This is a genomic window from Pantoea sp. BL1 (genome assembly GCF_000963985.1).
Classification (GTDB): Bacteria; Pseudomonadota; Gammaproteobacteria; order Enterobacterales; family Enterobacteriaceae; genus Pantoea; species Pantoea rwandensis_B.
This window is the reverse complement of the sequence record NZ_JZRH01000003.1, coordinates 18,548-30,685: the sequence shown is the minus strand read 5'-3', so window position 1 is coordinate 30,685 and position 12,138 is coordinate 18,548. Positions and strand designations below refer to the sequence as shown.

The following is a 12,138-nucleotide window of genomic DNA, read 5'->3' as shown; positions in this document are numbered from 1 at the left end:
CGATGAAAAATGTTCTGAAATTTACCCCGATGGTGATGGCACTGTTGCTGGCGGGCTGCGCGGTGGGCCCGGATTATCAGCGCCCGACCATGGCGATGCCGACGCACTTTAAAGAAGCCAAAGGCTGGCAGCAGGCCACGCCGCAGGATGAGCAGAGCAAAGGCGACTGGTGGTTGGTGTATCACGACGCCACGCTGGATGGCCTGTTGCGTCAGGTGAGCATCTCCAACCAGAACGTGGCGAGCTATGCCGCGCAGTACCGTGAAGCGCAGGCGCTGACCTCACAATCTCGCGCGGCGTTATTTCCTTCGGTGAGCTACGACGCCAGCAGCACGCGCAGCGGCAGTCGGGCCAGCACCACCGGCCAGCGCAGCGTCAGCAATGCGCATGCCGCCGATCTCAGCGCCAGCTGGGAGCTGGATTTGTGGGGCAAACTGCGCCGCACACTGGAAGAGAACAAAGCCAGTGCGCAGGCGAGTAAGGCCGAGTTGGCGAATATCACGCTGAGTGCGCAGTCAGAGCTGGCTCAGGATTACTTCCAGCTGCGCATCCTCGACGAGAAGATTGCCCTTTATCAGCGCAGTATCGACGCCTATCAGCGTTATCTGACGGTGATTCAGAACAAGTACTCGGCGGGCAGCGAATCCCGCGCCACCCTGGCACAGGCGCAGATGCAGCTGGAGAGCGCACGCGCCTCGGCACAGGATTATCAGTGGCAGCGTGCCCAATCGGAACACGCCATTGCGCTGTTGCTGGGCCGTGCGCCGGCTGATTTCTCACTGCCAGTGGCGAAGCTGGAGGCCAGGCTACCAGCCATCCCTCATAGCCTGCCTTCTGCGCTGTTGCAGCGTCGTCCGGATATTGCCTATGCCGAGCGTAATGTGGCAGCAGCCAATGCGGCGGTGGGTGTTGCCATCGCCGGTTACTATCCGGATTTGACCCTGAGCGCCAGCGGCGGCGTGAGTTCGTCGGCCATTAATAGCCTGTTCTCACTACCCAATCGCGTCTGGTCATTAGGGCCGGAGTTGAGCGGTACGCTGCTGGACTTCGGTGCGACCTCGGCCAAAGTGGAACAGGCACGCGCCGCCTATGACGCCAGCGTGGCGGATTATCGCCAGTCGGTGCTGACGGCGATGGGGCAAGTGGAAGATTATCTGGTGCAGCTGAATACGCTGCAGGGCGAAATTGCTTCACAGCAGTTGGCGACCAGTGCCGCGCAGGAGTCAGCCCGCGTGACGCGTAATCAGTATGATGCCGGGATGATTGATTACCTTGATGTGGCGACCACGGAAAACAGCAGTTTGAGTGAGCAGCAGAGTTTACTGTCACTGCAGAGCACGCAGTGGGTAAGCAGCGTTGAGCTGATTGCCGCGCTGGGCGGGGGTTGGCAGGGTTAAGTGTTATTCGTTCTGGCAGGGATGAGTTTTAGCAGCATAGATGAGGGTTGTCTTGCAGTTTAGAGCAGCTAAGTATGAGGCTGTTGATTCTGTTGTGGGCCTTTTGGGTGCGGAGTGGTGGGCTATAGCGTCTCTGTTCAGTGGACTGCTTTGGCGCGCGGATGGGCCATAGCCCCTCTGCGGTGGCCGGACAGTCCTCGCGCCGCTGACGCGGTGCCTTCGGCTTCCACGTCGTGCCTACGGACCGTTCGGGTAAGGCCGTCCTGGCCAACCCGAACTGCCTGTCGCATCCATGCGACTGGCTCCTGGCCCAACGTAAAAGCCTCAGCGCTGCGGATAGCCCGGCCACCGCAGAGGGGCTTTGGCCTCAAGCATCGTGCCCTTATTGAACCAAACACCGAGCATATGCACGATCAGGTTCCCTTCTACCTAAACTCACATAAGCCAATGTGCAGCCTGTTCTCTTTGGCGAAGCGCCCCCAGTCTGCGTCAGCACCTGTTTACCACCCCAGATTGCGCTCTCACCTTTAAGCCAGTGCAGCCATGACGGCATTAGCACTGAGCAGCATTTCACAATTATCAGCACCCCAACGGTAAATTTTTACAGGCTACACACCACACCCACCTCAATTCCTCACCATAAATCACCGCGCCACTTGTCGAAAATCGCCAGATCCTGCAAGGTAAGCGCCATATTTAAACGCTGCTAAGGAGCTGGCATGCTTTTCACTGTTCTGCGTTTCCTGTTTCGCCTGTTATGGCGGGTGGAACTGCGTGGCGATCTCACCGCACTGCACAAAGAAAAAGTGCTGATCACCCCTAACCATATGTCTTTCCTTGATGGCATTTTGGTGGCGCTGTTTTTGCCGATTAAACCGGTGTTCGCCGTCTATTCCTCGATCAGCGATCAATGGTTTATGCGGCTCCTCAAGCCGATTATCGACTTCGTGCCACTCGATCCCACTAAACCGATGTCGATCAAACATCTGGTGCGCATGATCAATGAAGGTCGTCCGGTGGTGATCTTCCCGGAAGGGCGCATCACGGTGACGGGATCGCTGATGAAAATCTACAGCGGAGCGGGCTTTGTCGCGGCGAAATCGGGTGCGACCGTGGTCCCGATGCGCATTGAAGGCGCGGAGTACACGCCGTTTGGCAGACTGGCGGGGGTATTTAAGCGTCGCCTGTTCCCGCGCATCACTTTAAGCGTGCTGCCCGCCACCGTCATCCCGATGCCGGAAGCCAAACGCGCGCGCGATCGTCGCGTCTTAGCGGGTGAGCACTTACATCATGTGATGATGGAAGCACGTATGGCGGTGCGTCCGCGTGAAACCTTGTTCGAAGCCTTTCTCAATGCGCGCCAGCGTTATGGCCTGACTAAACCCTGCATTGAAGATATCAACTTCAAACCGGACAGCTACACCGGGCTGCTGAAAAAATCGCTGGGCGTGGGGCGTATTCTCGAGCGCTACAGCCAGCAGGGTGAATATGTTGGCCTGCTGCTGCCGAATGCCACGGTCACGGCGGCGGCGATCCTCGGGGCATCACTGCGCGGGCGTATCCCGGCGATGCTCAATTACACCGCGGGCGTCAACGGCATGCGCGCGGCGCTCACTGCTTCGCAGGTCAAAACCGTCTTCACTTCGCGCCAGTTCCTGGAGAAGGGCAATCTGGGGCATCTGCCGCAGGGCTTAACCGAAGTCCAGTGGATCTACCTCGAAGACCTCAAAGACACCGTTACCCTGAAAGACAAGTTGTGGATTCTGGCTCACCTGCTGATGCCGCGTCTTGCGCAGGTTCCGCAGCAGCCGGAAGAGGCGGCCATGGTGCTGTTCACCTCGGGTTCCGAAGGCAACCCCAAAGGCGTGGTGCACTCACATAAAAGCCTGTTGGCTAACGTCGAGCAAATTCGTACTGTGGCGGATTTCACCCCGCGCGATCGCTTTATGTCGGCGCTGCCGCTGTTCCATGCTTTCGGCCTCACGGTGGGCTTGTTTACGCCGCTGCTCACCGGCGCGCAGGTGTTCCTCTATCCGAGCCCGCTGCATTACCGCATCGTGCCGGAACTGGTGTATGACCGTAACTGCACCGTGCTGTTTGGGACGTCGACTTTCCTCGGCAACTATGCGCGCTTTGCCAATCCGTATGATTTTGCACGCCTGCGCTATGTGGTGGCGGGTGCAGAGAAGTTGCAGGAAGGCACGCGTCAAATCTACGCCGAGAAATACGGCATCCGTATTCTCGAAGGCTACGGCGTCACCGAGTGTGCGCCAGTGGTGGCGATCAACGTGCCGATGGCGGCGAAACCTCACACCGTGGGTCGTATTCTGCCCGGCATGGATTCACGTTTGATCTCCGTGCCAGGTATCGAGCAGGGCGGTCGTCTGCAACTGCGTGGTCCGAACGTGATGAACGGTTACCTGCGCGTGGAAAATCCGGGTGTCTTAGAGAAGCCCGTAGCGGACAACGGCGAAGGTGAAATGGAAGCCGGTTGGTATGATACCGGCGACATTGTTAGCTTCGATGAAGGTGGCTTCTGCCAGATTCAGGGGCGGGCCAAACGCTTCGCCAAAATCGCCGGTGAGATGGTGTCACTGGAAAGCGTCGAGCAGATCGCGCTGAAAGCCTCGGGTGAGAAGCAACATGCCGCCTCGCTGCGTCCTGATGGTCATCGCGGTGAAGCCTTAGTGCTGTTCACTACCGACAGCGCACTGAACCGCGAGCAACTGCTTAAAGCCGCGCGTGACATCGGCGCGCCAGAGCTGGCGGTGCCGCGTGACATTCGCTTTATGAAACAGCTGCCGCAACTGGGTAGCGGTAAACCAGACTACGTCAGCCTGAAACAGCTGGCCGAAGAGGAGCAGGCATGAGTCAGGCGGTTAATCCCGATTCACCGTTACTGTCACGCAATATGATGGCGGTGATCGTGGCGCAGTTTTTCTCCGCGTTTGGCGACAACGCGCTCCTGTTTGCCACGCTGGCGGTGCTGAAAAGTCAGCTCTATCCTGACTGGAGCCAGCCGATTCTGCAGATGATGTTTGTGGCCACTTACATTCTTCTGGCACCGTTTGTCGGGCAGATGGCTGACAGTTTTGCCAAAGGCCGGGTGATGATGTTCGCCAATAGCCTCAAGCTGCTGGGTGCGCTGATTATCTGCTTCGGCTTCAATCCATTCCTTGGCTATACGCTGGTGGGCATTGGTGCGGCATCCTACTCGCCGGCGAAATACGGCATCCTGACGGAGATTACACGCGGTGAAAGGCTGGTCAAAGCCAACGGCTTGATGGAGTCATCGACGATTGCTGCCATTCTGCTGGGTTCGGTGGCTGGCGGTATTCTGGCTGACTGGAATCTGCTTGCCGCGCTGGTTATGTGTGCACTCACTTACGCGCTGGCGGTGGTGGCGAATATCTTTATCCCTAAACTTATGGCGGCACGCCCGGGCCAGAGTTGGCAGTTTGGTGCCATGTTCCGCAGTTTCAGGGACGCTGCGCTGCTGCTGTGGCGTAACGGCGAGACGCGTTTTTCCCTGCTCGGCACCAGCATGTTTTGGGGCGCGGGGGTAACGCTGCGTTTCCTGCTGGTGCTGTGGGTGCCCGTCGCGCTGGGTATCACCGACAATAAAACGCCGACCACGTTAAATGCCATGGTGGCTATCGGGATTGTAATTGGCGCCGCCGCAGCGGCGAAACTGGTGACGCTACAAACCGTGCGCCGTTGCATGCCCGCCGGGATATTGATTGGCGTAATGGTGGTGGTGTTCTCACTGCAAACCAGCTTGCTGAATGCCTATCTGGTGCTGATGGTGATTGGTGCGCTGGGAGGCTTCTTTGTGGTGCCACTCAATGCGCTGCTGCAGGAACGCGGCAAAGAGTCGGTGGGCGCAGGTAACGCGATTGCGGTGCAAAACTTCGGTGAAAACATCGCGATGTTGGTGATGCTGGCGCTGTACACCATCGCGGTGAAGTTGGGTGCACCTGCGGTGGCAACCGGTATTGGGTTCGGTGGGATTTTTGCTGTGGCGATTGCGGTGCTGTGGTGGAAATCGCGCCGATAAGACGGTGCGTAGAAAAACCAGGTCACCAGTCATGGCGACCAGAGATCCGAAATGCGCGCCTTCACGGTACTCAGGCAAAAACCGCGTCATACGCCAATAGGGTGCGCATCCAGGCTCATCGGGCCAAAGTCTTAACCACCAGGCCATCAATGCTGCAGGTCGTTGCGACGCAAACCGTTGCGCCGCAACGATGACATCCCGTTAAGGTGCCGGGTAAGTATACTGACGATGAATCGCTTCCAGTTCCTCTAACACATCGGCATTCAGCGTCAGGTTGAAACTCTCCACGTTAATCTTCAGCTGTTCCAGTGTGGTGGCGCCCAGCAGTGTACTCGCCACAAACGGCTGTTGACGCACGTAAGCCAGCGCCATCTGTGATGGATCCAGATTGTGCTTCTTCGCCAGACCAACATAAGCGGCAATCGCCTGATTCGACTGTTCACCACTGTAGCGGGTGAAGCGGCTAAACAGGGTGTTACGCGCACCGGCAGGTTTAGCACCATTCAGATATTTGCCGCTCAAAGTCCCAAACGCCAGGCTTGAGTAGGCCAGTAGTTCAACCCCTTCATGCTGGCTGATTTCCGCCAGGCCGACTTCAAAGCTGCGGTTCAGTAGGCTGTACGGGTTCTGAATGGTCACAATACGCGGCAACTCGTGCTTCTCAGCCAGTTGCAGATAGCGCATCACGCCCCATGCAGTTTCGTTAGACACGCCGATATAGCGAATCTTACCTGCGCGCACCTGCTCATTCAGGGCTTCCAGTGTTTCCAGCAGCGTCACGTTGGCGGTGGTTTCGCTGTACTGGTAACCCAGTTTGCCGAAATAGTTGGTTTGACGTTGCGGCCAGTGCAGCTGGTAGAGATCGAGATAGTCGGTGTTCAGACGCTTCAGGCTGGCATCCAGCGCTTCGCGAATGTTTTTGCGATCCAACGCCTGGTTAGGGCGAATCGACGCATCTGCGCCGCGCACCGGACCGGCAATTTTGCTGGCCAGAATGATCTTGTCACGGCTGCCGCGCTTCTTCAGCCAGCTGCCAATGTACTGTTCGGTTAATCCCTGGGTTTCCGGGCGTGGGGGCACCGGATACATTTCAGCGGTATCAATCAGGTTGATGCCACTGCTAATCGCGTAATCGAGTTGCGCGTGGGCGTCGGCTTCGCTGTTTTGCTCACCAAACGTCATGGTTCCTAACCCCAGTTGGCTGACTTCCAGCGTACTGTGGGGGATGCGGTGATAATGCATTGCCGGCTTCCTTTTTTCATTATGAAAGGGAATGTTGTGTCCTCTGGGACTATATCCTGTGAAGCGGCGCGGAAGGAAGGGGGGAAAGTTCGGGAAATCGCCTGCACTGGGGAAAAAATCGTGCAGGCAATCGAATTTGGCACTTAACGCTCAATGATGGTGGAGACCTCGTCACCATTGATCTGCATCACATGACCTTGATCGTCAGTGTACTGCACCAAACCTGTCTCTTTATCGATGGACGGTTTGCCATCAGTCTTAATCATACGGCCATCTTTGGTCGCCATCACGTAATCACTGCTGCAACCACTCAACGTCAGCGCGACCAGCATAATACCCACGACACTCACCAACCCTTTCATTCTTATCTCCCTCAACCTACTTCAACTGCAAAAGTGTAGTAATAAATGCTTTCGCTGGCTGACGTAATCGCATCATTCCTAAAATTAAAGGGCGAGATGCGCTCGCCCTTGACATCGTTAAGCCGCGCTTTTCTTGCTGCGCATCAGGTTCAGGCACTCCACGGCCATGGAGAAGAACATGGCAAAATAAATGTAACCTTTTGGTACATGGATGCCGAAACTCTCCAGAATCAGGGTAAAGCCGACCAGAATCAGGAATGCCAGCGCCAGCATTTTCACCGATGGATGACGCTCAACAAATTCACCAATGGCGCGTGCGGCAAACATCATCATCAACACGGCAATGACCACGGCAGCCATCATGATGAACAGATGATCGGACAAGCCGACAGCGGTGATCACCGAATCGAGGCTGAAAATAATGTCCAGCAACATGATCTGTACGATTGCGCCGAAGAAGGAGTGGACGTTGGTTTTGTGTTCACCTTCGGCGCCTTCAATGGTTTCATGAATCTCCATACTGGATTTCCACAGCAGGAACAGACCACCAAACAGCAGGATCAGGTCGCGCGCCGAGAAGCTGTGATCCATCAGGGTAAACAGCGGATTGGTGAGGCGGACTACCCAGGCGATGGACGCCAGCAAGCCCAGTCGCATCAGCATGGCGCCCATTAAACCGAGGCGGCGAGCTTTGTTTTGTTGGTGTTTCGGCAACTTAGCGACAACCAGCGACAGGAAGATAATGTTGTCGATACCCAAAACCACTTCCAGAATGGTCAATGTTCCCAGTGCCAGCCAGGCATTGGGATCAGCAATCCAGTCAAACATGAATCATTCAATCCTAAACGAAAATTAAACGGCGATTATACGCACCCGATACGCCTGACTTACAGTAGAAAATGGCGTGCCAGCAGCGGTCCGGTGAAGCTTTTCTTGAGATAAAAACCGCGCGGTAGCGTCATTATAGGTTCTCCACGCTCACCGATGGCTTCCGTCAGCGCTTTGCTGTTGGCCGCTTTCGGGCGGATCTGCAGCCAGGCGCCGTGACGGGCGGTAATGCGTTCCACCTGGCCCAGCACGATCATATCCATCAACTCTTCCCAGTCTTCACGCAACTGCTGATCTTCTTCCTCGCTCGGTTGCCATAACAGCGGCGATCCCACACGACGATCCGCGAGGGGCAAAGCACGGTCGCCCTCAATCGGGATCCATAACACCCGCGCCAGCTTGTGGCGCACATGGCTGGTCTCCCAGGTTACGCCGCTGTTGCCAGTCAGGGGCGCAACGCAGACAAAGGTGGTTTCCAGCGGTTTGCCCAGCGCATCCACGGGGATGGTCTTGAGTTCTATACCGAGATGGGCGAAATCCTGCTCCGCTTTGCTACCCGCGCTGGCACCCAGGTGCTGCTCAATCAGCATGCCAACCCAGCCTTTATCCCGCCGCAAATCAGCCGGCACCGGTAAACTCAGCTGTGCTGCCAGTGCTGCAAACGTCTGGCCTGCCAGTTGTTGTGCGCGCTGCAGTAATTCAGCTTCATCTTGTGGTGGCGTCGGCAATAAAACGGGGGAATTCATGGCAAAACTCATATTGGTTAAAGGATGTACAGCGCTGGCGGGTGTGAGTTTTCCACATGTGCGCAGCGTGAATAACCGTGATAATAGCATGATTAAGCGTGCTTTTTTATTTGCATTGCCGGACGACAGTGAATGCTATGGCAAGGTTATCCCAGTTTGTTATCGACAATGAACAGGATCTCCAGCCTACTTATCCACAGAAAGGTGGGATAACCCCCCTTGCTGAGCACCCCTGTTTCCATTTACAGCCTTGACTTTAACGATTTGAACGCTTTTTTTCCTTTCTTTGACCAGGTTTAGGGCATTCTCTGTGGATAAAAGCGACGCTGGTGGATCTTTGAGCAGCGAATGGAACCTGAGGTTAATTAGAAAGTGATCCGCGTTGAAACAGCACTGTCATTTTTTCCTATCACTATGATTAATGGTGTTTTTAGTGCTATCCTTTGTCTGCCTTATGAGAATTTTCCGAAGTGGTTATTCAACTCATTCCCGTGTTCTGCACAAAGCTATCCACAGAAAAGGTGAATAAGATCGCCCTGAAAACCACTCTGCTGTTTATAACTTGGCTAAACTCTGTGAGTTATCCTGTTTTTATACTGCTATCACCCCGGATATCCAGTGGTTTACCGCCTGTAAGGAGTGTGAAACAATCAGGCTATTCAAATTTAGCTTTGAGGTAGTCCAGTGATCGATGATGATGGCTACCGCCCGAATGTTGGTATCGTAATCTGTAACAGGCAAGGACAAGTGTTATGGGCCAGGCGCTTTGGACAGCACTCCTGGCAATTTCCTCAGGGAGGCATCAATCCGGGTGAAACCGCTGAACAGGCGATGTATCGCGAACTGTTCGAAGAGGTGGGTTTACACCGCAAAGATGTTCGAATACTTGCTTCAACCCGTAACTGGTTACGTTACAAGTTGCCAAAACGTTTGGTGCGTTGGGACACAAAGCCGGTGTGTATCGGCCAGAAACAAAAGTGGTTTCTTCTGCAGTTGATGTGTAGTGACGCGGAAATCAATGTGCAACACAGCAGCACACCTGAGTTTGATGGTTGGCGCTGGGTCAGCTTTTGGTATCCGGTGCGTCAGGTCGTCTCTTTCAAGCGCGATGTCTATCGCCGCGTGATGAAAGAATTCGCTGGCGTGGTGATGTCTATGCAGGAGAGTGCGGGGCAGCGTAACAACAATGCCGCTCATCGACGTAAAAGAGGATAGGCCACGCCCTTTATGCTCACTCAGTTGCGCGAAATAGTAGAGAAAGTGGCGAGTGCTCCGCGTCTGAATGAAGCACTCGACATTCTGGTAAACGAAATTTGCCTTGCGATGGAAACCGAGGTCTGCTCGGTTTATCTCGCAGATCACGATCGTCGTTGCTACTACCTGATGGCGACGCGCGGGCTGAAAAAGCCGCGCGGTCGCACTGTCACGCTGGCGTTTGATGAAGGGATTGTCGGGCTCGTCGGACGTTTAGCCGAGCCGATCAACCTTGCGGACGCGCAAAGCCATCCCAGCTTTAAATACATTCCCTCGGTAAAAGAAGAGCGCTATCGCTCCTTCCTCGGCGTGCCGATCATCAGCCGTCGCCAACTGCTTGGCGTGCTGGTGGTACAACAGCGCGAACATCGTCAATTCGACGAGAGCGAAGAATCATTCCTGGTGACGCTGGCCACGCAAATGGCGGGCTTGTTGTCGCAATCGCAACTTGGCCAGCTGTTTGGTCAGTTCCGTCAGACGCGGGTCAAAGCCATCGCAGCGGCGCCTGGCGTGGCGGTCGCCCCTGGTTGGGTTGATGAAACTCAGCCGTTGCTGGATCAGGTCTCTGCAGCCTCGACGCTGGATGTGCAGCGTGAACGCGAGCGTCTGGTGCTGGCGATGGGCGAGGCCGGCAATGAATTTCGCCGCTTCAGCAAACGCTTTACTGCCAGCGTGCAAAAAGAGAGTGCGGCGATCTTCGATCTCTACTCGCACCTGTTAACCGATGCCCGCTTGAAAAAAGATCTGTTTGCCGAGATCGATCGCGGATCGGTTGCCGAGTGGGCGGTCAAAACGGTGATCGAGAAGTTCGCGGAACAGTTTGCCAGCCTGCAGGATCAATATTTACGTGAGCGCGCGGGTGATTTGCGCGTGCTCGGGCAACGTCTGCTGTTTCACCTCGACGATACGCTGGTGGGGACGAATGCCTGGCCTGAACGCTTCGTGCTGGTGGCGGATGAACTCACCGCGACCACGCTGGCAGAGCTGCCACCGGAGCGTTTAGCCGGTGTGGTGGTACGCGACGGTGCGGCCAATTCCCATGCGGCCATTCTGACGCGCGCGATGGGCATTCCCACCGTCATGGGTGCGGATATCATCCCTGCACAGCTCAACAAACGCCTGCTGATTGTCGATGGCTACCGCGGCGAGCTGTTAATCGATCCTGAACCTGTGTTGGTGCAGGAGTATCAGCGTTTGATCAGCGAAGAAAACGCGCTGAGCAAAATGGCTGAAGGTGTGGTGGAGCAACCCGGCGAGCTGAAAAGCGGCGAACGGGTGCAGGTGATGCTGAACGCGGGCCTGAGCCCTGAGCATGAACAGAAGCTGGATAACTGGGTGGATGGCATCGGCCTGTACCGCACAGAGATTCCGTTTATGCTGCACAACGGATTTCCGTCGGAAGAGGAGCAGGTCGCGCAATATCAAGGCATGCTGCAACTGTTCTACGATAAGCCGGTGACGCTGCGTACGCTGGATGTCGGCGCGGATAAACAGCTGCCTTACATGCCGATCAGTGAAGAGAATCCTTGCCTCGGCTGGCGTGGCATTCGTTTGACGCTCGACCAGCCAGAGATCTTCCTGGTGCAGGTGCGCGCCATGCTGCGTGCGAACGTGGCATCAGGCAATCTCAGCATTCTGCTGCCGATGATCAGCCATATCGATGAGATCGACGATGCGCGTCGTCTGATCGATCGTGCCGGTCGCGAAGTGGAAGAGATGCTGGGTTATGTGATCCCGAAGCCGCGTATTGGCGTGATGATCGAAGTGCCTTCCATGCTGTTTATGATCCCGCATCTGGCGGATCGTGTGGACTTTATCTCCGTTGGCACCAACGATCTGACGCAGTATTTACTGGCGGTGGATCGCAACAATACCCGGGTGGCGAATCTCTACGATCCTCTGCATCCGGCGATGCTGCGCGCGCTGCAAAGCATTGCCTATGAAGCCCGCCAGGCCAAACTGGAACTCTGCCTGTGTGGTGAAATGGCGGGTGATCCAATGTGCGTGGCGCTGCTGGTGGGCATGGGTTATCACCATCTCAGCATGAACGGCAAAAACATTCCGCGCGTGAAGTATCTTTTGCGTCACCTCGATCACGAGGAAACGCAAAAGCTCAGTGAAAATGGCGTGGCGGCGCATACCGCTTCTGAAGTGCGCCATCTGGTATCCGCGTTCATGGAGCGACGTGGACTGGGCGGTTTGATTCGCGGCGGTCGTTAACAGCGTTTACATTTCCGCGGCAATTGTGAAAA

Annotated in this window: 10 protein-coding genes; 6 read left to right on the top strand and 4 right to left on the bottom strand. The window is 55.7% G+C overall.

Going from position 1 to position 12,138, the window contains the following annotated elements:
* The first annotated feature begins 2 nt into the window (after nucleotides 1-2).
* From VH86_RS01725 to lplT, 3 genes are all read left to right on the top strand, one after another.
* Nucleotides 3-1,397, top strand: coding sequence for an efflux transporter outer membrane subunit (locus VH86_RS01725; protein ID WP_045831684.1), 1,395 nt, complete (start codon nucleotides 3-5; stop codon nucleotides 1,395-1,397).
* A gap of 719 nt (nucleotides 1,398-2,116) precedes the next feature.
* Complete coding sequence (gene aas, locus VH86_RS01720) at nucleotides 2,117-4,267, top strand: bifunctional acyl-ACP--phospholipid O-acyltransferase/long-chain-fatty-acid--ACP ligase (RefSeq protein ID WP_045831683.1); 2,151 nt, start codon at nucleotides 2,117-2,119, stop codon at nucleotides 4,265-4,267.
* Entirely contained in the window at nucleotides 4,264-5,454 is a 1,191-nt protein-coding gene (gene lplT, locus VH86_RS01715; protein WP_045816395.1) for a lysophospholipid transporter LplT, read from the top strand. The genes aas and lplT overlap by 4 nt, the downstream gene beginning before the upstream one ends.
* Nucleotides 5,455-5,655: 201 nt before the next feature.
* Here lplT and VH86_RS01710 read toward each other — a convergent pair whose 3' ends face one another.
* From VH86_RS01710 to mutH, 4 genes are all read right to left on the bottom strand, one after another.
* Nucleotides 5,656-6,696 carry an NADP(H)-dependent aldo-keto reductase gene (locus tag VH86_RS01710; RefSeq protein ID WP_045816396.1) on the bottom strand — a complete coding sequence of 347 codons (1,041 nt, stop codon included), beginning with the start codon at nucleotides 6,694-6,696 and terminating at the stop codon, nucleotides 5,656-5,658.
* 143 nt (nucleotides 6,697-6,839) lie between these two features.
* Nucleotides 6,840-7,058: a YgdI/YgdR family lipoprotein gene (locus tag VH86_RS01705; RefSeq protein WP_034823127.1), complete on the bottom strand. Its 219-nt coding sequence runs from the start codon at nucleotides 7,056-7,058 to the stop codon at nucleotides 6,840-6,842.
* A gap of 117 nt (nucleotides 7,059-7,175) precedes the next feature.
* On the bottom strand, nucleotides 7,176-7,886 hold the full coding sequence (locus VH86_RS01700) for a TerC family protein (RefSeq protein ID WP_034823125.1): 711 nt from the start codon (nucleotides 7,884-7,886) through the stop codon (nucleotides 7,176-7,178).
* Between the two features lie 59 nt (nucleotides 7,887-7,945).
* The gene (gene mutH, locus VH86_RS01695) at nucleotides 7,946-8,632 is read right to left on the bottom strand and encodes a DNA mismatch repair endonuclease MutH (protein ID WP_038645086.1); all 687 of its coding nucleotides are present in this window, start codon (nucleotides 8,630-8,632) and stop codon (nucleotides 7,946-7,948) included.
* On the opposite strand from mutH, the gene VH86_RS25605 reads away from it, so the two are divergent.
* From VH86_RS25605 to ptsP, 3 genes are all read left to right on the top strand, one after another.
* Complete coding sequence (locus tag VH86_RS25605; RefSeq protein WP_156102778.1) at nucleotides 8,631-8,804, top strand: hypothetical protein; 174 nt, start codon at nucleotides 8,631-8,633, stop codon at nucleotides 8,802-8,804. The two genes, mutH and VH86_RS25605, sit on opposite strands and share 2 nt — an antisense overlap.
* A gap of 512 nt (nucleotides 8,805-9,316) precedes the next feature.
* On the top strand, nucleotides 9,317-9,847 hold the full coding sequence (rppH, locus tag VH86_RS01690; protein WP_034823115.1) for an RNA pyrophosphohydrolase: 531 nt from the start codon (nucleotides 9,317-9,319) through the stop codon (nucleotides 9,845-9,847).
* Nucleotides 9,848-9,859: 12 nt separating this feature from the next.
* Entirely contained in the window at nucleotides 9,860-12,106 is a 2,247-nt protein-coding gene (ptsP, locus tag VH86_RS01685) for a phosphoenolpyruvate--protein phosphotransferase (protein ID WP_045816399.1), read from the top strand.
* The last annotated feature ends 32 nt before the right edge of the window (nucleotides 12,107-12,138 follow it).